A 20,754-nucleotide genomic window follows, 5' to 3' on the forward strand; every position below is an offset into this window, starting at 1 on the left:
CGGGGAGCGGCGGCGCAGGGCGCTGCTACGAGGGGCGCGGCTGCTCGCGGGGCGGCGCCGCGGCCGGGGTGGTCCACACCGGGTTGGAGACGGCGAGCGAGGAGGCGTACGAGCGGTTGCACGAGGCCCAGAAGAAGGGGTCGTCGCTGGCGGCGTGCAGTTCGGCGCGGTAGGGGCCGGGCAGGGGGCGCGGGTCCGTGACGCGGACGCGCGCCGGGCCCTCGGTGTCCACGGGTTCCATGTGCCACAGCAGGCCGCCCCGCAGCACGAACAGCACGGCGGGCCGCGGGGTGTCGATCTCCACGTCGAGGTGGAGGGCCCCGGCGAGCGGCACGCTGCCGCCCATCCCGCAGTGCCCGCCGCCGTCGGTGCGCGCGGACAGCCGGAGCGCGGCGCCGCGCGACACGTACGCCTCGCCCGCCCGGAGTGCGGCGAGGATCCCGTGGCGGCTGCGTTCGGCGCGGACGACGGTGGTGACCTGGCCGAGCCGGTGCTCGGGTTTCTGGGGGTGGTGGCAGTCGGTGCCGGCCACCGCCGTGATGCGGTGTCCCGCGCCGAGCAGCCGGTCCCACAGGCCGATCGCGGCGTCGTTGTTGGCGCCCTGCCCGAAGTTGTCGATCTCCAGGAGGTCGACGTCGTCCCAGGTGTGGTCGTCCCTGCGCCAGGCCTGGCGGCCGCTGAAGGGGTGGTTGACGCCCACGAGTCCGCCTTGGCCGTGGACGTCGCGGGCGGCGTCGGCGAAGTCCCAGCCCGCCGCGTCGACGTAGGTGCCCGGCCACCGGGACAGGCCGTGCAGGTTCGCGTGACCGAAGTGGGAGGTCAGCTCGATGGAGCGGAGGAGGACGAGGCCGTCGGCGGCGCCCCGCTCCTCCAGGCGGTCGAGTTCCGCCCAGTGGCTCGACGTGTAGTGGTCGCTGACCGCGAGGAAGTCGAGTCCGGCGGTGCGCGCGGCGTCGAGCAGGGTGGGCAGATCGGCGGAGCCGTCGCTGTGCAGCGAGTGCGAGTGGAGCTCGCCGCGCAGCCAGGCCGGGGGCGCCGATCCGACCGCGGCGGCGGGCTCGGCCCGCGTGCGGTGGGCCGGTGGCGCGGGGGCGGGCCGCGCGTCGTCCACGTACACGCGCAGCTCGTACGTGCCGCCCTGGGTGAACCGGTCGAGGTCGATGCGGATGGTCCACTCGCCGCCGGGCAGCGGTCCCGCGTGGCATCCGGGACCGGCGTACCCCTCCCCCACCTCGAACGTCAGCCGCCTGGGGCCGGGGTCGCCGGGGCACTGCACGTGGCCGCGGAGGAAGCCGTCGGGGTCGAGGGCCGCCGCGTAGAGCTGGAAGCGGTCGGTGACCTTGTCGAAGTCCAGCTCCACGCGGAGCGCGCCGACCTCCTCGGGGAGGGTGAGGGTGCGGTCCAGGTAGTGCTCCGTGGTGGACGCGGGGTCGATGGTGCGGTTCTCCCGCAGGACGCGACGACCGGCCACCCGGACTCCTCGGACTCGTTCGCCAAGTTGCAAGGACAGGCGCCCAGTTGAGCACGGGGCGCCGCGGGGCGCCAGCGAGCGCGTTGGCCCGCTCGCCATCCACCGGCTACGGGCGCTCCGCGACCTCCCGGATCCGCGGCTCGAACTCGCGGCGCACATACGCGTCGAAGGGAGCCGTCAGCGCCCCGTCGATCATCCGCCGCACCCCGTGCGCCGCCGCGAGGTCCTTCATCGCGGTCCTGGAGTCGGGCTCCACGCCACCGCCGATGATCAGGACCGCGAACTCCCCTGTTTCCAGCAGGCTCCGGGCCTCCTCGTCCGTGCTCACCCCCGCCGCGTCGAAGCCGTCCGCGTGCAGCGTGCCCAGTACCTCCGTCACCCGGGCGGGCGTCCTTCCCAGCACCAGCGTCCTCATGGTGTTCTCCTCGCGTGCGTCTCGCGCTCGTCGTTCTCATCGCACCCGAACGTAGAAGGTCAACCGGACTTGAGGTCAAGCCCCGGCGCGCATACCGGCGGCCCGGCCGGGACAGGGATGGGAGGGTTCCCGATTCGCCGAGTGCGCAAGGAGTTCACGATGTCCCTCGCTCCGTTCCACCTCGCGATCCCCGTCGACGACCTCGCGGCCGCCCGGGACTTCTACGGCAAGGTGCTCGGTTTCGCCGAGGGCCGTTCGGACGACCGGTGGATCGACTGGAACTTCGGCGGTCACCAGGTGGTCACCCACCAGGTCGGCGACGGCGCGCCGCGCGCCGGGCGGGAGGCCGTGGCGGTCACGAATCCGGTCGACGGTCACGAGGTCCCGGTGCCGCACTTCGGGCTGGTGCTGCCGGTGCCCGAGTTCCAACGTCTCGCCGAGCGCCTCACGTCCGCCGGTACGGACTTCGTGATCGAGCCCTACGTCCGCTTCCAGGGCGAACCGGGCGAGCAGTGGACCATGTTCTTCCTCGATCCGGCGGGCAACGCCCTGGAGTTCAAGGCCTTCGCCGACCTCGACCAGCTCTTCGCGGTCTGAGCCACGTACCCTGCGGCCTGCGGCGATCCCCGCCGTGACAGCCGAGGAGAGCGAACGCGAACATGACCACCACCGCCCGCGCCACCGTGCAGCACGAGGACGACCGGACCCGGGTCACCCGCTGGGACTTCGAGCCGGGGCAGAGCACCGGCCGGCACGTGCACGCGTACGACTACGTCGTCGTCCCGGTCACCGACGGCGAGACGGACGTCATCACCCCTGACGGCGCCGTCACGCGCAACGAACTCCGTGCGGGCCGCTCCTATGCGCGTTCGGCGGGGCAGGAGCACGAGGTCGTCAACGCGGGCTCGGCGCCGCTCTCCTTCGTCGAGGTCGAGCGGAAGTAGCTTCCGCCGCCGCGCGGTCACGCCTTGCGTCCCACCCCGCACACCGCCGCCTCGACCGCCGACGCCTCGGGCCGCGGGGCGTCGGGGTCCGGGCGCCACGCCGAGGTGGGGACGACACCCGGTTCGACGAGGTCGAGACCGTCGAAGAAGGCGGCGATGCGCTCCGGCGGCCGCAGGTGGTAGGTGTGCACGGACTGCTCGTTGTACCCGGCGACCGCCCTGTTCAGCGCGTCGTTGTTGTCCGTGCCGTCGGTGAGGGCCAGGTAGCTGCCGGGCGGAAGCGCGTCGAGCAGCGTGGCCACCACCTCCCCGGGACGGTCCTCGTCGGAGAGCTGGCCCATGATGCTGAGCAGCGTCAGCCCGATCGGCCGGTCGAAGTCGAGGGTGTCGCGCGCCTGCGCCAGGATCCGCTCCGGGTCCCGTACGTCGGCGTCCAGATAGGCGCAGGCGCCCTCGGGGGTGCTGGTGAGCAGGGCCCGCGCGTGGGTGAGCACCAGCGGGTCGTTGTCGACGTACACGATCCGGCTGTCCGGGGCGATGCGCTGGGCGACCTCGTGCGTGTTGTCGGCCGTGGGCAGCCCGGTGCCGATGTCGAGGAACTGCCGGATGCCGGCGTCCGCGGCCAGGAAGCGCACCGCGCGCACGAGGAACTGCCGTTGCAGCCGCGCCACGGTGGCGAACTCGGGGAACGTGGCGAGGATGGCTTCACCGACCTCGCTGTCGACGGGGTAGTTGTCCTTGCCGCCCAGCAGGTAGTTCCACACCCGGGCGGAGTGCGGGCGATCGGTCTGCAACCTGTCCCGGATATCACCGTGCGTGTCAGCCATGGTCACAGCTTCACACACGGGGGTGCCGAAAATCCGGCGAGTGGGAAAGGCACCCGCCTCGGGCACACCCCGAACCTCCACCGTGCACACTGCACAGTCACCTCGGTCCCACCGGGCACTGTGCCCGTCCCGCCCCGTTCCGGGCCGCCGTAGCGTGCGGGCAACCGCAGTCGCTTGGAGGTTCGATGGCAGCCGCACGCGCCGTCGGGGTGGACGATCACGCCCTGACCAGAGTGCCCACCACCGCACGGTACAGCTGGTGGTCCGTAGCCCTTCAGCGTTTCGGGCAGATCTCCGGGCTCAGCCAGTTCGTGCTCGGCGCGACGCTCGGCTTCGGCATGGACTTCTGGACGGCGTTCTGGGCGCTCACCCTCGGCTCCGTGATCGTCGAGGTGCTCTCGATCTTCGTGGGGATCATCGGCGTCCGCGAGGGGCTTCCGACGTCGGTGCTCGCGCGCTGGACGGGCTTCGGCCGGATCGGGTCCTCGCTGATCGGGCTCGCCATCGCGCTCAGCCTCATCGGCTGGTTCGGCATCCAGTCCGCGATCTCGGCCGACGCGCTCGCCGGGCTGATCGGGGTGTTCCCCGCTCCCGTGTGGTCGGTCCTGTTCGGGCTCGGCGTGACGGCGGTCGTGCTGTGGGGCTTCGGCTCCATGAACTGGGCCGCGTACGTCACGGTGCCCGCCTTCCTGCTGCTCGTGGGCTGGTCCACGGTGCACGAGCTGATGCGCTACGACATCGGGCACCTCGTCGCCTCCGCGCCGCCGGGGCCGAGCCTGTCCCTCGTGCAGGGCACGACGCTCGTGGCGGGCGGCGCCATCGCGGGCGCGATCATCACGCCCGACATGACGCGCTTCAACCGCACCACCGCCGACGTCGTCAAGCAGACCGTGGTGGGCATCTCGCTCGGTGAGTACGTCGTCGGGCTCGCGGGGGTGCTGCTCGCGCACGCCACCCGGTCCGCCGACGTGACCGCGATCGCCGTGTCCTCGGTCGGCTGGGTCGGCACCCTCGTCGTCATCATGGGCGCGCTGAAGATCAACGACTGGAATCTGTACAGCTCCGGCCTCGGCGTCGTGAACTTCATCGAGTCGGTCTTCGGCCGCAAGGTGGGCCGCGCCACCGTCACCGTCGTCCTCGGTGTCGCGGGCAGTCTGCTCGCGGCGGTCGGCATCCTCGACCGGTTCGCCGACTTCCTGACGCTGCTCGGTGTCGCCTTCCCGCCGATCGCCGGCGTGATGATCGCCGAGTACTTCGTGGTCAAGCGGTGGCGCGGCGAGCTGGAGTCCTCGCGTGCCTCGAACACCCTGCCCGCGACGGCGCCGACCTGGGTTCCGGCGACCATCGTCGTGTGGGTGCTCGCCTTCTGCGTCGGCGAGTTCGTCGACTGGGGGCTGCCCAGCATCAACTCGGTCGTCTTCGCGTTCGTCGCGTACGTCGTCCTGGGCAGGCTCGGCCTGGTGCGCGGCGTCGGTGTGTCCCGCGACATGGGAGCCGGTGCCGCGGTGTCCGATGGGACCGGCACCGTCACCGACGGCGACTCCCCCGCCTCCCCGACCCCTCACGTTCCCGCCGCTCCCAGCGGCGCCTCCCGCTAAGGAGCCAGTTCCGTGCGTATCGGAATCGATGTCGGCGGCACCAACACCGACGCGGTCCTGCTCGAAGGACCGCGGGTGCTCGCCACCACCAAGTCCGCGACGAGCCAGGACGTCACGTCCGGCATCGTGTCGGCCCTGGAGGCGCTGCGTGCGCAGCACCCCTTCGACCCGGCGGCGGTCGGCGCCGTGATGATCGGCACCACCCACTTCCTCAACGCGCTCGTCGAGGCGCGCAATCTCGCCCCGACGGCGGCGCTGCGCCTCGGCCTGCCCGCGACGTCGGCGCTGCCTCCGTTCGTGGACTGGCCGGAGCGGCTGACGAAGGCCGTGGCCGGGCGGCCGTACCTGGCGCACGGCGGGCACGAGTTCGACGGCCGGAAGATCGCCGACCTCGACGAGGACGAGCTGCGCCGGCACGCCGCCGACATGGCCGCGCACGGCATCAGGTCGGTCGCGATCTCGTCCGTGTTCTCGCCGGTCAGCGACGAGTTCGAGGTGCGCGCGGCGGAGGTCCTGCGCGCCGAGCTGGGCCCGGACGTGGCCCTCTCGCTGTCCCACGAGATCGGCCGCATCGGCCTGCTGGAGCGGGAGAACGCGACGGCCGTGAACGCGGCGCTGCGGGAGCTGGCCGCCGGCATCGTCGACGGGCTCGCCGGTGCGGTCGCCGGGTTCGGCATCACGGCGCCGCTGTACCTGAGCCAGAACGACGGCACGCTGATGGACCTGGAGTACGCGCGCCGCTACCCGGTCGCCACGTTCGCCTCCGGTCCCACCAACTCGATGCGCGGCGCGGCCGTGCTGTCCGGCCTGGAGACCTGTGCGGTCGTCGACGTCGGCGGCACGACCAGCGACGTCGGCGTCCTCACGCAGGGCTTTCCGCGCGAGGCGGGCACGGCCGTGGACGTGGCCGGGGTGCGCACCAACTTCCGGATGCCGGACGTGCACAGCATCGGCATCGGCGGCGGCTCGCTGGTCGTCGCCGGCGGCGAACGGGTCGCGGTCGGCCCGCGGTCGGTCGGCTACCGGCTCACGGAGGACGCCCTGGTGTTCGGCGGCTCGACGCTGACCGCCACCGATGTCGCGGTCGCGGCGGGGCTCACCGACATCGGTGACCGCTCGGCCGTCGCCCACCTCGACGCGGGGCTGGTCAAGGAGGCGCTCGACACGATCGCCGCCGACGTGGCGCGCGCGGTCGAGTCGATGCGGACGTCGCCGGAACCGCTGCCGGTGGTCGCGGTGGGCGGCGGTTCGGTCCTCCTGCCCGACACCCTGCCGGGCTCCGGCGTGGTGCACCGCCCCGACCACTTCGCGGTCGCCAACGCCATCGGCGCGGCCATCGCGCAGGTCGGCGGCGAGGTCGACCGGGTCTACGCGATCGACGCGGGGCGCCGCGAGTCCGTGCTCGACGAGGCGCGGCAGGAGGCGGTCGACCGGGCCGTCGCCGCCGGGGCCAACCCGTCGGGGGTGCGCATCGTCGAGTTCGACGAGGTCCCCGTCCCGTACCTGCCGGGCAACGCCACCCGCATCCGCTGCAAGGCCGTGGGCGACCTGCAACAGGTCGACTGAGCCCCGCCCCCACCCCCGTAAGGAGAGCACGAGCACATGAGCTGGACCCTGGGCCCCGAGCAGCTGGACGACCTGGCGCGCGGCGCCGCGATCCTCGGCACCGGAGGCGGCGGCGATCCCACGATCGGCCGGCTGCTGGTGCGGGAGGCGATGCGCGAGCACGGTCCGGTGACCGTCCTCGACCCGGACGAGGTGGCCGACGACGCGTTCGTCATCCCGGTCGCGAACATGGGCGCGCCCACCGTGATGGTGGAGAAGCTGCCCGGCGCCGACGAGCCGGTGGCCGCGCTGCGTGCCCTGGAGACGTTCACGGGCCGCACGGCGGACGCGACGATGCCCATAGAGTGCGGCGGCGGCAACTCGATGATCCCGCTGATCGTCGCCGCCCGCACCGGCCTCCCCGTCGTCGACGCGGACGGCATGGGGCGTGCCTTCCCCGAGCTCCAGATGGAGACCTTCCACGTGTACGGCGTCCCGGCGTCGCCGCTGGCGATGGCCGGCGAGCACGGCGAGACCTGTGTCTTCGACACCGGCAAGGACACCAAGCGCCTGGAGGACCTGGCGCGCCGCGTCACGGTCGGTCTCGGGGGCGGCGCGGCGATCGCCGAGTACTCGATGACCGGCGAGCAGCTCAAGCGCACCGCGGTGCCGCGGACCCTCTCCCTCGCGCTCTCCCTCGGCCGGGCGGTCCGGGAGGCGCGCGAGGCGCACCGCGACCCGGTGGAGGCGCTCGGCGAGGCGGTCGGCGGCACGATCTACGGCCACCTGCGGGTCCTCTTCCGCGGCAAGGTGACCGACGTGGAGCGCCGCACCGAGGGCGGCTTCGCGCGCGGCCGCGCCGCGTTCGCGGCCTTCGAGGGCGACTCGTCCCTCGAACTGCGCTTCCAGAACGAGCACTTGGCGGCCCTGCGCGACGGCGAGCCGATCTGTGTGGTCCCGGACCTGGTGTGCGTCCTGGAGGCGGACACGGGCGAACCCATCACCACGGAGGCGCTCCGCTACGGCCAGCGCGTCACGGTGATCGGCATCGCGGCCCCCGAGATCATGCGCACTCCGGAGGCCCTGGACGTCTTCGGCCCGTCCTGCTTCGGCCTGCCGTACCCCTTCGTCCCGGTGGAGGACCGCCTGCCGCTGCTTGGGTAGCCCCTGCGGCGCTTGAGCAGCGGAGCCCCGGGGCGCCGGGCGCGGCTCACGCTGCGAGAATCGGCAGCGTGGACCACACGATCACCGCCGCGGACGTCCCCGCCCTGGTCACAGGCGTGAACATTCTGGGCTGCGGCGGAGGCGGCGACGCCTCCGCCTTCGCGTCGATGCTCCGCCACGCCCTCACCGGCCCCGGCACGGTCTCCTGGCACGACGCCGACACCGACCCCGCCCTCGACCCGGTGGTCGTCCCCGTCGGCGTCGTCGGCGCGGTCAACGTCCTCAGCGAGAAGCTCCCGAACGGTCAGGAGTTCCGGGACGCCCTGACCGCGATCACCCGCTGGACCGACACCCCCGCCCCCGACGCCCTGATGGCGGTGGAGGCCGGTGGCCCGAACGCCCTCACGGTGCTGCTCGCCGCGCTGGACCTCCACCTGCCGGTGGTCGACGTCGACCTGATGGGCCGCGCCCTGCCCCGCCTGGACCAGCTCAGCTGGGCGGTGCGCGGCCTCCCGGTCACCCCGTGCGCGCTGGCCGAACCGGGCGGCCAGATCCTCGTCGTGGACCGCACGGACGCCCACGGCCTGGAGCGCACGGTGCGCGGTTTCCTCACGGCGGCGGGCGGCTGGGCGGCGCTCGCCCTGGCGCCCGTCCGGCTGAGCGCGGTGCGCGACGCCTGCGTGCACGGCTCCCTCACCCGCTCCCTCGCCCTCGGCCGCGCGCACGCCGCCCTCCCGCACCGTCCGGCGAGGGACGACGTGGAGGCGGCCCTCGGCTGCCGGGTGCTCGCGGCGGGCCGGATCCAGGAGGTGGCACGGAGCGAAGGGCCGGGCTTCGGCCGGGGCAGCGTCACGGTGACGGACGCGGCGTCCGGCGCCGTGGTCCGCCTGGAGACGGAGAACGAGATCGTGCTGGCCCTGCGCGACGGCGAGGTCGCCGCGACCGCCCCGGACGTCATCTGCCTCCTGGACCGGCGCACGGCGCATCCGGTGGCCATCGACCGGATCCGCCCCGGCCAGGAGGTCGTCGCGGCGACCCTGCCGGGCCCGGAGTTCTGGCGGCAGCCGGACACCGAGCCGTACGTGTCGCCCCGCGCCTTCGGCCTGGACGCGGAGGTCGTCGGCTTCGAGGAGGCCGCGCGCACCGTCGCGCACGATGTGGACGCGACGGTCGCGCCGTGACCCGCGAGGCCTCCGGTGGTGTCCCGCTCGCCGCGATGCTCGCGCATCCCACGTGGCACGACGTCACCCTCCTCGCCGGCCCCGAGGACACCCGTACCGTCAACGCCCCCGTGGCGGCACAGGACTTGGCGCATCCGCTGCCCGCGGAGCCGGACGGCCGGCTCCTCGTCCTCCTGGGTGGCGCGGAGCGCGGCGACTGGCGGCTCGACGCCCTGCTGCGCCGCGCCCACGGCGCCGGTGTCGCCGCGCTGCTGGTGCCGGGGGTGTCGGGGTTGCGCACGTCGTCGGTGCTCCTGGCCAATCGGCTGCGGCTGCCCGTCCTCGGCTCCCCCGACCCGCTCGCCGCGTACCTCGCCCTGGAACGGATGACCGCCGAACCGGCCCTGTTGCGCGCCGAGTCGGCGGTGCGCACGGCGCGGGTGTGCGCGTCCGCCGACGAGTCCGTGGACGCGCTCCTCGCCGACCTGGGTGCGCTGCTGCACCGGCCGGTCGCCCTGCTCACCGCGGACGCGCGGCACCTGGCGGGCGACCCGGCGACCGTGGCGGCGGCCGAACAGGACACGGTGGCACGGCAGTTGACGGGTCCGCCGCTCCCCCGCCCGATCGACCTCCCCGGTGGCGTCCGCCTCCTCACCCACCCCGTCGGCAGCGAGCGCGCCCGCCCGTGCCTCGCCGTCCGCCTGCCGGCCCGGCTCGCCCCGGAGGGCGACGCGGTGGCGGCGGCGCTGGAGGTCGCGTCCGGCGCCGTGCACGAGCGGCTCGCGCTGCGCCGCCTCGACCTGGAGCGCAGCGCCCGTCACCGTACCTCCCTGCTGGGCGAGTTGCTGCGCCCGGCGGGCGGCGAGATCCCGGACGCGGTGCGTCGGCACGCGGTCGAGTTCGGCTGGCGGCTCGACGGCTGGCACACCGGCGTCCGCATCGGCACCGGGCCCGACGTCGACGTGGCGGGCCTGCGCGCCGAGGTCACCGACGCGTTCGCGGCCGAGCGGCTGCCCGCGCACGTCGTCGAGCAGGGCGACGGCTGGTCCGCGTGGACCAGCACCGACCAGGAGCCGTCGACCAGCGACATCGAACGGCACGCCGCCGCCGTCCGCCGCGTCCAGCGCCGCCTGCCGGAGGTGCTGCACGCGTACGTGGGGGTGGGCCGCGCGCACCCGGGTCCCACCGGCATCGCCCGCAGCCTCGGCGAGGCGGCGGACGCGGCGCGGCTCGCGCAGGGCCGGGAGGCGAGCGGCCGCTTCTTCCACGTGGACCGCCTCGGTCTCGCCCAGTTGCTGCTGGCGTGGACGCGCACGGACACCTTCCAGCCCGCGGCGCGTTCCCTGCTGAAACCGCTGTCCGGCGAGCCCGGCGACCTGGTGCGCACCCTCACGGCGTACCTCGACGCGGAGTCCTCGACGGCAGAGACCGCGGCGGTGCTCGGCGTGCACCGCAACACGGTCGCGGCGCGCATCGCCCGCGTACAGCAGCTGCTCAGCGTGGACCTGGCGGATCCGGACGAACGTCTGGCGCTGCACTTGGCGTGCCGGACGGCCGTGGACGGAGGAGGATTCGGAGCGAGTGCCGGGCCCGACGTGTGAGGGCAGGCGGCAAGTAGGACAGGATCCGACCTACTTGCTCTCTAACGTGTCCGTACCGAGCACCAAGCGGGCACACCGACGCGAGAGGCGCACACGATGACCACCAGCGGGCAGACCACCCCCGAGCAGACCGGCACCCCCGCCGTCACGGGCGAACGGGCCGACATTCTGGAGTCGCTGGCCAAGCAGCGGCACTTCCTGACCTTCCCCACCCGTGATCTGACGGACGACCAGGCGCGGCAGCGCACCACGGCGAGCGAGCTGTGTCTCGGTGGTCTCGTCAAGCACGTCACGGATGTGGAGCGCGGCTGGGCGGCCTTCATCCTCGAAGGCCCGTCCGCCATGCCGGACTTCAAGGCGATGACGCCGGACGACTTCGCCGCCCGCGCGGACACCTTCCGGCTGCTGCCCCACGAGACACTGGCCGGCGTGCTGGCCGACTACGCGAAGGCCGCGCGGGCCACGGACGAGCTGGTGGTGTCGGTGCCGGACCTGGACCGTACATGGCCGCTGCCGGAGGCGCCGTGGAACGAGCCCGGCGCCGCGTGGTCGGTGCGCAGGGTGCTGATGCACCTCGTGGCGGAGACGGCGCAGCACGCGGGGCACGCCGACATCATCCGCGAGTCCCTGGACGGCGCCAAGAGCATGGGCTAGGACCCTGGCCCACCGGCGTCCCGAGGACTGATGATGTCGGCCATGACATCACGTGCGAACAGCCTGGTCACCGCGGACCTGATCGCCTCTCTCGCCGACGGGGGCGTGCGGGTCGTGGACCTCACCGCCCCGCTGTCCTCGGGGACACCGGTCCTTCCGCTGCCCGAACCGATGCGCCCGATACCGCGGTTCGAGCTGGAGCGGATCGCGGACTGGGACGATCCCGGCGAGATCTCCTTCCAGAACCACATCCACACCGGCGAGCACGTGGGCACCCACTTCGACGCCCCGGTGCACTGGTCCTCCGGTCGTGACCTGGAGGACGTGGGCAGTGTGCCGGCGGCGCGGCTGGTGGGTCCCGCCGTGGTCGTCGACACGTCCGCGGAGTGCGCCAAGGACCCCGACCATCTGTTGAGTCTGGACGAGTTGAAGGCGTGGGAGCGGGAGCACGGCGCGCTGCCGGAGGGCGGCTGGCTGCTGTACCGCACCGGCTGGGACACCCGCTCGGACGACGAGGCCCAGTTCCTCAACGCCGACGACAGCGGCCCGCACACCCCGGGTCTCACCGCGGAGTGCGCCCGTTATCTGGCCGAGGAGACGGGCGTCGCCGGCATCGGCGTGGAGACGGTCGGCACGGACGCCGGGCAGGCCTTCCGCTTCGAACCGCCCTTCCCCGTCCACCACTTCATGCTCGGCAACGGCAAGTACGGCGTGACGCAGCTGCGCAACGTCGGCGAACTGCCGCCCGTCGGGGCGGTCCTCGTGGTCGCGCCGCTGCGCATCGTCGGCGGCTCCGGCAGCCCCGCGCGCGTCCTCGCGCTGGCCCCCGTCACGGAGGGCACGTGAGCATGCGCGTGCGCGAAGCCATCGGCCGGGAGCTGCATCGGCTGGGCGTGCGCACCGCGTTCGGTGTGGTGGGCAGCGGCAACTTCCACGTCACGAACGCGCTCGTGGCGGCGGGCGCCCGCTTCGTCGCGGCGCGGCACGAGGGCGGCGCCGCGGTCATGGCCGACGCCCACGCCCGGACCAGCGGGGAGGTCACTGTCCTCTCGGTGCACCAGGGCTGCGGCTACACCAACGCGCTCACGGGGGTGACCGAGGCGGCGAAGAGCCGGACGCCGCTGCTCGTCGTGACGGCGGAGGCGACCGAGCGCACCTCGAACTTCCACGTCGACCAGCCGGCCCTCGCCGAGGCCGTCGGAGCCGTGTCGGCGCGGGTCCGCTCGGCCCGTACCGCGCTGGACGACGTGACGCGCGCGTTCCGGCTGTGCGCCGAGGAGCGCCGCACGGTGGTCCTCAACGTCCCCCTCGACGTACAGGACGAGCCGCTGCCCGACGACGCGGTGGCGCCTCGGCGCCGCCCCGCTCCCGGCCTGCCGCGCCCGGCGGCGGCGGACGCCGAGGCGTTCGCGGAGCTGCTGCGGCGCGCGCAGCGCCCGGTGTTCGTCGCGGGGCGCGGCGCCCGCTCGGCGGAGGCGGGCGAGGCGATCGCCGCGCTCGCCTCCCGCACCGGGGCGCTGCTCGCCACGTCGGCGGTGGCCCGCGGTTTGTTCAACGGGCGGCCGGGCGCGGAGTGGTGCGTGGACGTGGCGGGCGGTTTCGCCACGCCGCTGGCGGCGGAACTGATCACGGGCGCCGACCTGATCGTGGGCTGGGGCTGCTCCCTCAACATGTGGACCATGCGGCACGGGCGGCTCATCGCCGACACCGCCGCGGTGGTCCAGGTGGACGTCGACCGTGACGCCCTGGGCCGCACGCGCGACATCGACCTGGGCCTGTGGGGCGGCGTCACGGAGACGGCGAACGAGGTCCTGGCGCTGCTTCCGGCGGCGCCGCGCCCGACCGGCTACCGCACGCCGGACGTCGCCAAGCGCCTCTCGGTGGAGGGCAGTTGGCCCCAGGTTCCCTACGAGGACGGCACGGGTGACGGCCGGATCGACCCGCGGACGCTGACCATCGCCCTGAACCGGATGCTCCCGGCCGCGCGCACGGTCGCCGTCGACTCGGGCAACTTCATGGGCTGTCCGAGCATGTACCTCGACGTGCCCGACCAGTACGGGCTGTGCTTCACGCAGGCCTTCCAGTCGATCGGCCTGGGCCTGTCGACGGGGATCGGCGCGGCGCTCGCCCGTCCCGACCGGCTGCCGGTGGCGGCCTGCGGGGACGGCGGATTCCTCATGGGCGTATCGGAGTTGGAGACGGCCGTGCGCCTCGGCCTGCCGCTCCTGGTGGTGGTCTACAACGACGCCATGTACGGCGCGGAGGTCCACCACTTCGGCGATCCGGGTGGGGGAACCGACCTGTCGACGGTCGTCTTCCCCGAGACGGACATCGCCGCCCTCGCCCGCGGCCACGGCTGCGCGGCGCTGACGGTGACCGCGCCGGAGGACCTGGCGCCGCTCGCCGACTGGCTCGCCACGCCGGACGGCCCTCTGGTGATCGACGCGAAGACGACGCGCGACGAGGGTTCCTGGTGGCTCCAGGAGGCGTTCGGCCACTGACGGCCGCGTGCGGACCGTCGGCGCCGGGACCGGTGGCGGCCCCCGCCGGAAATCGCTTCCGAACATCGGCGGGGGCCGCCCACGAGGAAGCACGGCTCCCCTTCGCGCGCTTCCTCGTCGGTTCCGTCCGGTGTCACCGCGGGGCCGCGGGAGGAAGCCCCTGTCGGTGCACCTCGGACGGAGACCACAGTCGCGTTGTCGGCGATGCGACTGTGGCGTCTACAGCCAAGTTGCCCGGGGTCCAGGGGCGTTGAAGAGGGTAACCCTCTTTCGCGCCTCCAAACTTATGGCACATGCCAGTGGCGGCTCAAGGTCCCGTTTGCGCCGGGACCGACCGAATTCGCATGGGCCAACGGCACGTGCATATTTCTGTTGGGGCAGCCGTGTACGACCGCACAGGTTCCGGACGCATGTCCGATTCATGGACACACGTACCTCACGACGCGGCGGCGTCCCGCAGCAGCGCCGTGAGCGCGCGGGCCGCCGCGCTCGGCGGACGGTCGGCGGGGCCCGCGAGATAGAGCGGCCAGTCCAGATCCGCGTCCGTGACGGGCAGGACCGCCAGTCCGTGGGCGGTGTCGGCGAGGAAACGCGGGATCAGCGCGACGCCCAGGCCCGCCCTGACGTAGTCGGCGCTGGTCGCGATGTCGGTGATCTCGATGGTGACCTGGCGCGGCATCCCGGCCGCGGCGAAGGCCCGGTCGGCGACCGCCCGGTTGCCGTAGCCGACCGGGCAGTCGATGAACGGCAGCCCGGCCAGTTCGCTCAGCCGCACACTGTCGCGCCCGGCGAGCGGATGGTCACCGGGCACCACCAGGTCGAGGGTCGAACTGGCCAGGGGCGTGAGCTCGAACTCGGCGGGCCGCGCCCCCGGCAGGGAGACGAGGGCCAGGTCGAGGCGGCGTTCGGCGAGCGCCGTGAGATGCCCCTGGGAGCCGGTGGGGGCGACGGTGATCCGCACCTGGACGCCCGGGTGCCTGCGGTGGAACTCGCCCAGCAGGCGCGGCAGGTCGATCAGCCGGATCGAGGTGAGGGTGCCGAGCCGCAGCGTCCCCCGCAGCGCGCCGCGCACCTCGGCGACGGCGTCGGCGGCGTCCCGCGCGGCGTCGAGGACGATCCGGGCGCGCGGCAGCAGCGCGCTGCCCGCGTCGGTCAGCAGCACCCGCTTGGAGTTGCGGTCCAGAAGCCGCGCGTCCAGTTCCCGCTCCAGCGTTTTCACGGCGGCGGAGACGGCGGACTGCACGATGTGCAGACGGGCCGCCGCGCGGGTGAAGTTCTGCTCTTCCGCGACGGCGACGAAGTACTCGAGATGGCGTAGCTCCACTCGTCGACTATCCCAGCAATCATCGCGATTCGCGATCGTTGCCAGCGAGAAGATTCGTTGGACGTGATGGCTGGACGGACGGAGAGTGGGACGTGCCCACTCCCGGTACGGAACGGAACCTGCCATGGCCACGCCCACCCGCGTTCTCCCCACCCCTGCGCGCACCCTCGCCCCGCCGGCCGCCGGTTCGCGCCGGCACGGCGTCGGCTTCTGGATCGTGGCGCTCGCCTTCCTCACGTCGATGGCGTTCTCGACGGTGCCCACCCCGCTGTATCCGCTGTACTCGCAGCGCGACGGCTTCTCGACCTTCATGGTCACCGTGGTGTTCGCGGTGTACGCGGTGGGGGTCGTGGTCAGCCTGCTGCTGGCGGGGCACGTGTCCGACTGGGTGGGGCGCAAGAAGATCCTCGCTGCGGCACTCGCCCTGGAGTTTGTCGCGGCCCTGCTGTTCCTGTCGAGCCCCGCGTTGCCGGTGCTGCTCGTCGCCCGGTTCGTCAGCGGTCTCGGCATCGGCATGCTCAGCGCCACGGCAACCGCGCATCTGGCCGAACTGCACGGCGCGCACCGTCCCGCGGCCTCGTCGCAGCGCTTCGAGACGATCTCGACGGCCGCCAACATCGGGGGCCTCGGGCTCGGCCCGCTGGTCTCCGGTTTCCTCGCGCAGTACGTGACGGCCCCGCTGCGGCTGCCGTACCTGGTGTTCGCGGTGCTCCTCGCGGGCGTCGCGGCGGCCCTCGCCTTCGTGCCGGAGACGGTGCGGGAGCTGCCGGTGCGGCCGCGCTACCGGCCGCAGCGGGTGAGCGCCGACCACGGCGACAGGGCCGGGTACCTGGCCGCCGCGGCGGCCGGGTTCGCCTCCTTCGCGGTGTTCGGGCTGTTCTCGTCGATCGCCGCCGGGTTCGTCGCGCACACCCTGCACCACCCGTCGCACCTGCTGGCCGGGGCGATCTCGTTCCTGGTGTTCGGGGGCGCGGCGCTCGCGCAGATCCTCACCAACCGGCTCGCGCCGCGGACGAAGTCGACGCTGGGGCTGCTCGCGGAGGCCGTCGGTTTCGGCACGCTCGTCATCGGGATGCACACCGCCGACCTCGCCACGTTCCTGGTGGGCGGCGCGGTGGCAGGCGTCGGGGCGGGGCTGCTGTTCAAGTCGGCGGTCGGCGCGGTGGTCGCCATGGCGGCGCCCGCGCGGCGCGGCGAGGCGCTCGCGGGCCTGTTCCTGATCGCCTATCTGGGGCTGAGCGGCCCGGCCGTCGCCCTCGGCGTCGCCACGCTCTTCCTCCCGGCGACCACGGCGATGACCTGGTTCGCCGTGGCCCTGCTCGCCCTGCTGGGCGCCGTCGCCGTCCTCAATCGCCGCTCGCACGGCGGGCGTTGACCATGCGGGGCGCCGGGATCACTTCCCGTAGCCGACGGGGTCGATCCGGACACCCGGCCCCGACCCGTCGGTGACCGGGACGTCGACGACCACCGACAGCCTCTTGGAGTGCGTCTCGTTGGGCGGCGTGACGACCATCGTCGTGTACGTCACACCGCTGCCGCCCGAACCCTTGAACGGGTAGTACAGCGCGAAGTGCGTCTCCTCGCCCTGCTGTACGGTCACCAGTCGCGGGGCGATCGGTTTGCGGTCGGCGCTGACGGTGCCGTCCGCGCCCGTCAGGTCGACGCCCGCGAAGCCCTTGAGGGCGCAGGGCTCGGACCCGTTGTTCTTGAGGTTCACGTTGAGGACGCCTTCGCCCATGCCGTGCGAGCTGCTGATGCCGAGCCAGGCGGTCGTACAGGTGGCGGTGCCGCCGCCCTTGGCGCTGACGGGACCGCCGGTCGGCCGTGTGGCGGCGGGCTCGGCGGATGCGGTCGCGCCGTCGCCGTCGGCTCCGGGGTCGGGGGCGGGGTCGGAGCTCGCGGCGGCCGCGGACGTCTCCCGGTCCGGGCTCGCGGGCGCGGAGCTCCGCTCCTTTGAAGGCGCCGCGTCGCCCGCGGTGCCGTCCGGTCCGGCAGCACCCTGACAGGCGGTCAGCGAAAGCCCCGCGGACAGAGCGACGGCGATGAAGGACAGTTTCCGAACGCGCATGAGACCTCTCCGATCACTCACTGATCCGGTTGCTCACTGATCCGGTCGCTCGTTCCTCACTGGGATGCCCGAAACACAGATCCCGTTCCCCTCAACACCCCTTCATCACTTGCCCGTTGCCCGGCGCCCTCCTTCCGTCGGCCCCCTGCGAACGCGGATGTTCCCGGGGGCACACCCCGGCATGTGCCAGGCGGAAAGTCCGGGCCCGTCACGGCGGTCTCGACCGAACCTCTACCGGCGAGTCACCCAGGATTGACGAATCCGCTGACCAGACACGCGAGTTGACGTATGGTCGCCCAATGGACGGAGCGCAGTGGTTGGCCTCCTGCCATCGACAGCCGAGCGAGGCATATGCCGCGTGGGAGCAGTCGCCGTTCCTGGCGAGGCTTCCCGCCGGCCGCACCTGGGACGCGTTGCGCGTGCAACAGCCGCTCGGTCTGACGGTGCTGTGGGAGCTGGGCGAGGAGGCGGCGGCCGTGCCGGTGCTGGAGGAGCACGCCAAGCCGCGCCCGGTCTTCTACATCCTGGCCCGCGCCGACGCGGTGGCGCCCGCACCGGCCTGGCCGGAGACCGAGGACGTCCGGATGCTCACCGCCGGCGAGGACCTGGCCATGCCCTCCCCGGACGCCGACGCCATCACGGGTGTGCGCCACCACTCGTTCCTGTGGCGCACACCGCCGGACGGCAGCGGCAGGCTCGCCGATCCCGAACTCCTGCGCGCCGCCCTGCGGTCGGCTCTCGACCCCGCCCGCCAGGCCGAGCGGATAAGAGCGGCCCGCGCCGTCTTCTGGGCGAGCAAGCGGCACAGCAACTGAAGGCCCGCACAGGCGACCGCGACGGCGACCGCGACGGCCGGTAACTGTACTGTGCACCAGTATCAGTCGGCCCAGGAAGGGTGATCCGTCATCGCCAGCAAGACCGTGCACATTCCCACCCCGGACGGCCGGGCGGACGCCTTCGCCGCGTTTCCCGACGACGGCGACCGGCATCCCGGCGTACTCCTCTACATGGACGCCTTCGGTGTGCGCCCCGTGATCGAGGAGCTGGCCCGGGAACTGGCCGGGCACGGCTACTACGTGCTCGTCCCCAACGTCTACTACCGGCGCGGCGCCACACCCGTCGTCGAACTCCCCGAGCACATCGGCGCCGAGAACCGGCCGGAGATCTTCGCCAGGCTGATGCCGCTGCTCGAGGAGCACACCTCCGAGCGGGCCCTGCGCGACGCCGCCGCCTACGTCGACTTCCTCACCGCCCAGCCCGAGGTCGCCGACGGCCCCATCGGGGTGACCGGCTACTGCATGGGCGCCGCGCTGGCGCTGCGCACCGCCGCCGCCCACCCCGACAAGGTCGCGGCCGTCGCCGGATTCCACCCCGGCATGCTGGTGACCGACGCCCCCGACAGCGCGCACCGCAGCGCAGGCCGGGTCGCCGCCCGCGTCCACCTCGGTCTCGCCGAGGGCGACCTGACGCCGGAGGCCGTCGCCGAACTGAACGCGTCCTTCGCGTCGGCGGGCGTCGAGCACGACATCGAGCTGTACGCCGGTACGGTCCACGGTTTCACCATGGCCGACACCAGCGCCTTCGACGCGGAGGGCCTGAAGCGGCACTGGGACCGGCTGCTGCCGCTCCTCGACGCCGCCCTGCGGGCCGGCTGAGCCGCTACTCCCCGTCCGGCGCGGCGCCCGCCGAGTAGACGTCCTTGACCTTGACCTCGGTGACGCCGCGCCCCTCGGGGAAGACCCGCCGCCAGTCCCCGATGACGTGGAGCTCGTCCGTGCCCATCGCGCGGACGACCGTGAGGCCCTCCTCGTGGGCCTTGAGCGCCTTCATCCACAGGTTGGCGAAGGCCTGCGAGCGAATGAGGTGCATCCAGTCGGGGCGGTACAGGTCCCGGTTGTAGTTCGACTCCCCCATGGTGGCGACGAACTTGGAGTACATGGCCTTCACGTACTCCAGGGTCACCTCGTCCTCGTCGGCGATGGCCGCGTCCCGTGCGTCCTTGAGCGCCGTGCGGAACTTCTCCAGAAGGTTCTCCGTCGCGCCCGAGGTGTACGACTCGTGGATCTCGGGCGGCTCGCACAGTCCGTACTTGGGGCCCGACAGGCGTTGCAGCAGCCGCAGTGTCGGCTCGGTCACCCACAGCGGGCCCGGTTCGTCGCGCTGTCCGATGGGGTTCGGCAGGTCCGCCCCGTGGTCCCAGTGCGGCGGCGTGATCAGGTGGACGCCGGCGCGGCGCCGGTCGTGGCCGAAGCCCGTGGAGTGCTCCAGCTGTCCGATCGGCAGATGCGTCTTGAGGGCCGACAGGTAGGCGCCGTTGATGTCGAGCGCGGTCACCTCGTGCTCACCGGGCGGCAGTTCGGACCGCGTCCACTTCGGGCGGGCCTCCCAGATCTCGTCCGCGCCGCGGGCGGTCCGCTTCTTCAGGATGTCCGGCATCCACGGGTAGGCGACGACGTCGTAGCGGGCGCCCTTGCGGGTCTCGTCGAGGAGCGCCATGGCGTCCGGGATGGCGCGCTTGATCAGCGCTGCGGTCGCCGCGTCCACGTCGCCCTCGTGCTCGGCGAGCACGGCGCGCACCGTCCGGCCGATGGTGTCGGACGGCTCGCTCGCCGACTGGAAGGCGCGGCGGGTGGGGGTGGTGCGGCGCTGGGGGCGGGAACGTTCGGATGCGGCGGCGCGGGGCGGCGGCGCCGGGGTCGACTCCCGTACGGGCGCGGGCTCCGGTGCGGACGCCGGTTGCGGTGCGGGGGGCGCCGCGCCGCACTCCGTCGGGTCGAGGTGCTGGGCGAAGCCCGCGACGCGCTGGCGGGCGGGTTCGCCGCACAGCACGCACGGCTCGGGCGCGGCGAGCGCCTCCACGTCGTCCTCGCCCTGCGGGGCGGCGGTGTCCGGCGTGGCGTCGGGCTCCGTGCCGGTCTCGGGAGCGGCGGCCGCGTCCTGCCGCTCCGCGTCCTCGTGCTCCGCGAGTCTGGCGGCGAGGCCGTCGAGGAAGTACGCGTACTTGGCGCGGGTCTCCCCCGCCGGGTCGCGCCCGGCCTCCCAGCCGGCGAGCGTCGACGGGTTCACCCCGAGCGCCCGTGCCACCTGCGTCTTCGTCAGGCGGGCCGACTCGCGCAGCTCGCGCCGGACGTCCGGGGCGGGGAGTTCGGCCTCGGGGGTGACGGAGGCCAGCAGGGAGTCGATGGCGTCGAAGTCGCTCATGCGCCGTTCGCCTTCCGCTTGGCGCGGCGCCGCTCGGCGAGGGCCGGGACGGCGGCCTCCTTGACCCGCTGCTCGCCCCATCCGGTGAGCCGGGCCGCCCGACCGATGCGGCCGTGCACGGGTCGGCCGGTGACCGGGTCCCGGCTCAGATACACACGCAACGCCGCCACGACGCGCTCCTCCGCGGTTCGCAGAGCGGCCACCGCTTCGGCGAGTTCACGCTCGACATCCTGATCCGACACCCCGCGATTGTGCCATGTTCGGCACCGGGCACGGATTCC

At 73.4% G+C, this 20,754-nt stretch carries 20 protein-coding genes; 13 read left to right on the forward strand and 7 right to left on the reverse strand.

Going from position 1 to position 20,754, the window contains the following annotated elements; translation table 11 throughout:
• Positions 1-25: 25 nt before the first annotated feature.
• Together ACYBSK_RS19795 and ACYBSK_RS19800 are read right to left on the reverse strand one after the other, a co-directional pair.
• Positions 26-1,471, reverse strand: coding sequence for a CehA/McbA family metallohydrolase (locus ACYBSK_RS19795; RefSeq protein WP_460242682.1), 1,446 nt, complete (start codon positions 1,469-1,471; stop codon positions 26-28).
• A 106-nt stretch (positions 1,472-1,577) separates the two neighbouring features.
• A complete protein-coding gene (locus ACYBSK_RS19800; RefSeq protein ID WP_460242683.1) occupies positions 1,578-1,886 on the reverse strand; it encodes a hypothetical protein in 309 nt (102 codons plus the stop codon).
• 159 nt (positions 1,887-2,045) lie between these two features.
• On the opposite strand from ACYBSK_RS19800, the gene ACYBSK_RS19805 reads away from it, so the two are divergent.
• Together ACYBSK_RS19805 and ACYBSK_RS19810 are read left to right on the forward strand one after the other, a co-directional pair.
• Positions 2,046-2,483 (forward strand): VOC family protein, encoded by a 438-nt coding sequence (locus ACYBSK_RS19805; protein WP_460242684.1) that lies wholly within the window; start codon positions 2,046-2,048, stop codon positions 2,481-2,483.
• Positions 2,484-2,545: 62 nt separating this feature from the next.
• Positions 2,546-2,830 (forward strand): cupin domain-containing protein, encoded by a 285-nt coding sequence (locus ACYBSK_RS19810; protein ID WP_460242685.1) that lies wholly within the window; start codon positions 2,546-2,548, stop codon positions 2,828-2,830.
• A 17-nt stretch (positions 2,831-2,847) separates the two neighbouring features.
• On the opposite strand, the gene ACYBSK_RS19815 is transcribed toward ACYBSK_RS19810, so the two are convergent.
• The gene (locus ACYBSK_RS19815; RefSeq protein WP_460242686.1) at positions 2,848-3,657 is read right to left on the reverse strand and encodes an SAM-dependent methyltransferase; all 810 of its coding nucleotides are present in this window, start codon (positions 3,655-3,657) and stop codon (positions 2,848-2,850) included.
• Positions 3,658-3,842: 185 nt separating this feature from the next.
• Here ACYBSK_RS19815 and ACYBSK_RS19820 point away from each other — a divergent pair, with 185 nt between their 5' ends.
• The 8 genes from ACYBSK_RS19820 to ACYBSK_RS19855 all read left to right on the forward strand — a co-directional run bounded on the left by ACYBSK_RS19820 (position 3,843) and on the right by ACYBSK_RS19855 (position 13,880).
• On the forward strand, positions 3,843-5,255 hold the full coding sequence (locus tag ACYBSK_RS19820; RefSeq protein ID WP_460242687.1) for a purine-cytosine permease family protein: 1,413 nt from the start codon (positions 3,843-3,845) through the stop codon (positions 5,253-5,255).
• Between the two features lie 12 nt (positions 5,256-5,267).
• Entirely contained in the window at positions 5,268-6,821 is a 1,554-nt protein-coding gene (locus ACYBSK_RS19825) for a hydantoinase/oxoprolinase N-terminal domain-containing protein (RefSeq protein ID WP_460242688.1), read from the forward strand.
• Between the two features lie 36 nt (positions 6,822-6,857).
• Positions 6,858-7,964 (forward strand): DUF917 domain-containing protein, encoded by a 1,107-nt coding sequence (locus ACYBSK_RS19830; RefSeq protein WP_460242689.1) that lies wholly within the window; start codon positions 6,858-6,860, stop codon positions 7,962-7,964.
• Positions 7,965-8,032: 68 nt separating this feature from the next.
• Positions 8,033-9,145 (forward strand): DUF917 domain-containing protein, encoded by a 1,113-nt coding sequence (locus tag ACYBSK_RS19835; RefSeq protein WP_460242690.1) that lies wholly within the window; start codon positions 8,033-8,035, stop codon positions 9,143-9,145.
• A complete protein-coding gene (locus ACYBSK_RS19840; protein WP_460242691.1) occupies positions 9,142-10,725 on the forward strand; it encodes a PucR family transcriptional regulator in 1,584 nt (527 codons plus the stop codon). The genes ACYBSK_RS19835 and ACYBSK_RS19840 overlap by 4 nt, the downstream gene beginning before the upstream one ends.
• Before the next feature lie 96 nt (positions 10,726-10,821).
• Positions 10,822-11,379: a DinB family protein gene (locus ACYBSK_RS19845; RefSeq protein WP_457478501.1), complete on the forward strand. Its 558-nt coding sequence runs from the start codon at positions 10,822-10,824 to the stop codon at positions 11,377-11,379.
• A gap of 42 nt (positions 11,380-11,421) precedes the next feature.
• Entirely contained in the window at positions 11,422-12,225 is an 804-nt protein-coding gene (locus ACYBSK_RS19850) for a cyclase family protein (protein ID WP_460242692.1), read from the forward strand.
• Between the two features lie 2 nt (positions 12,226-12,227).
• Positions 12,228-13,880: a thiamine pyrophosphate-binding protein gene (locus ACYBSK_RS19855; RefSeq protein WP_460242693.1), complete on the forward strand. Its 1,653-nt coding sequence runs from the start codon at positions 12,228-12,230 to the stop codon at positions 13,878-13,880.
• Between the two features lie 436 nt (positions 13,881-14,316).
• On the opposite strand, the gene ACYBSK_RS19860 is transcribed toward ACYBSK_RS19855, so the two are convergent.
• Entirely contained in the window at positions 14,317-15,204 is an 888-nt protein-coding gene (locus tag ACYBSK_RS19860; protein WP_457478504.1) for a LysR family transcriptional regulator, read from the reverse strand.
• A 124-nt stretch (positions 15,205-15,328) separates the two neighbouring features.
• On the opposite strand from ACYBSK_RS19860, the gene ACYBSK_RS19865 reads away from it, so the two are divergent.
• Positions 15,329-16,579, forward strand: a complete 1,251-nt coding sequence (locus ACYBSK_RS19865; protein WP_460242694.1) for an MFS transporter — start codon at positions 15,329-15,331, stop codon at positions 16,577-16,579.
• Between the two features lie 18 nt (positions 16,580-16,597).
• Here ACYBSK_RS19865 and ACYBSK_RS19870 read toward each other — a convergent pair whose 3' ends face one another.
• Positions 16,598-17,272 carry a DUF4232 domain-containing protein gene (locus ACYBSK_RS19870; protein ID WP_460242695.1) on the reverse strand — a complete coding sequence of 225 codons (675 nt, stop codon included), beginning with the start codon at positions 17,270-17,272 and terminating at the stop codon, positions 16,598-16,600.
• Between the two features lie 299 nt (positions 17,273-17,571).
• On the opposite strand from ACYBSK_RS19870, the gene ACYBSK_RS19875 reads away from it, so the two are divergent.
• Together ACYBSK_RS19875 and ACYBSK_RS19880 are read left to right on the forward strand one after the other, a co-directional pair.
• Positions 17,572-18,087 (forward strand): hypothetical protein, encoded by a 516-nt coding sequence (locus tag ACYBSK_RS19875; RefSeq protein ID WP_457478507.1) that lies wholly within the window; start codon positions 17,572-17,574, stop codon positions 18,085-18,087.
• 90 nt (positions 18,088-18,177) lie between these two features.
• Entirely contained in the window at positions 18,178-18,927 is a 750-nt protein-coding gene (locus ACYBSK_RS19880) for a dienelactone hydrolase family protein (RefSeq protein ID WP_457481803.1), read from the forward strand.
• Positions 18,928-18,931: 4 nt separating this feature from the next.
• Here the strand turns inward: ACYBSK_RS19880 and ACYBSK_RS19885 are convergent, their stop codons facing one another.
• Both ACYBSK_RS19885 and ACYBSK_RS19890 read right to left on the reverse strand, forming a co-directional pair.
• Positions 18,932-20,473 carry a helix-turn-helix domain-containing protein gene (locus ACYBSK_RS19885; protein ID WP_457478508.1) on the reverse strand — a complete coding sequence of 514 codons (1,542 nt, stop codon included), beginning with the start codon at positions 20,471-20,473 and terminating at the stop codon, positions 18,932-18,934.
• Entirely contained in the window at positions 20,470-20,715 is a 246-nt protein-coding gene (locus ACYBSK_RS19890) for a hypothetical protein (protein ID WP_457478509.1), read from the reverse strand. Before ACYBSK_RS19890 ends, ACYBSK_RS19885 begins: the two co-directional genes overlap by 4 nt.
• Positions 20,716-20,754: the final 39 nt, after the last annotated feature.

The organism is Streptomyces sp. BYX5S (genome assembly GCF_054724165.1).

Excerpts from the sequence above, each read along its gene's own strand:
- ACYBSK_RS19800 (WP_460242683.1), bottom strand. The coding sequence starts at position 1,886 with ATGAGGACGCTGGTGCTGGGAAGGACGCCCGCCCGGGTGACGGAGGTA.
- ACYBSK_RS19805 (WP_460242684.1), top strand. The coding sequence starts at position 2,046 with ATGTCCCTCGCTCCGTTCCACCTCGCGATCCCCGTCGACGACCTCGCG.
- ACYBSK_RS19810 (WP_460242685.1), top strand. The coding sequence starts at position 2,546 with ATGACCACCACCGCCCGCGCCACCGTGCAGCACGAGGACGACCGGACC.
- ACYBSK_RS19815 (WP_460242686.1), bottom strand. The coding sequence starts at position 3,657 with ATGGCTGACACGCACGGTGATATCCGGGACAGGTTGCAGACCGATCGC.
- ACYBSK_RS19820 (WP_460242687.1), top strand. The coding sequence starts at position 3,843 with ATGGCAGCCGCACGCGCCGTCGGGGTGGACGATCACGCCCTGACCAGA.
- ACYBSK_RS19830 (WP_460242689.1), top strand. The coding sequence starts at position 6,858 with ATGAGCTGGACCCTGGGCCCCGAGCAGCTGGACGACCTGGCGCGCGGC.
- ACYBSK_RS19845 (WP_457478501.1), top strand. The coding sequence starts at position 10,822 with ATGACCACCAGCGGGCAGACCACCCCCGAGCAGACCGGCACCCCCGCC.
- ACYBSK_RS19850 (WP_460242692.1), top strand. The coding sequence starts at position 11,422 with ATGACATCACGTGCGAACAGCCTGGTCACCGCGGACCTGATCGCCTCT.
- ACYBSK_RS19855 (WP_460242693.1), top strand. The coding sequence starts at position 12,228 with ATGCGCGTGCGCGAAGCCATCGGCCGGGAGCTGCATCGGCTGGGCGTG.
- ACYBSK_RS19865 (WP_460242694.1), top strand. The coding sequence starts at position 15,329 with ATGGCCACGCCCACCCGCGTTCTCCCCACCCCTGCGCGCACCCTCGCC.
- ACYBSK_RS19870 (WP_460242695.1), bottom strand. The coding sequence starts at position 17,272 with ATGCGCGTTCGGAAACTGTCCTTCATCGCCGTCGCTCTGTCCGCGGGG.
- ACYBSK_RS19875 (WP_457478507.1), top strand. The coding sequence starts at position 17,572 with ATGGACGGAGCGCAGTGGTTGGCCTCCTGCCATCGACAGCCGAGCGAG.
- ACYBSK_RS19885 (WP_457478508.1), bottom strand. The coding sequence starts at position 20,473 with ATGAGCGACTTCGACGCCATCGACTCCCTGCTGGCCTCCGTCACCCCC.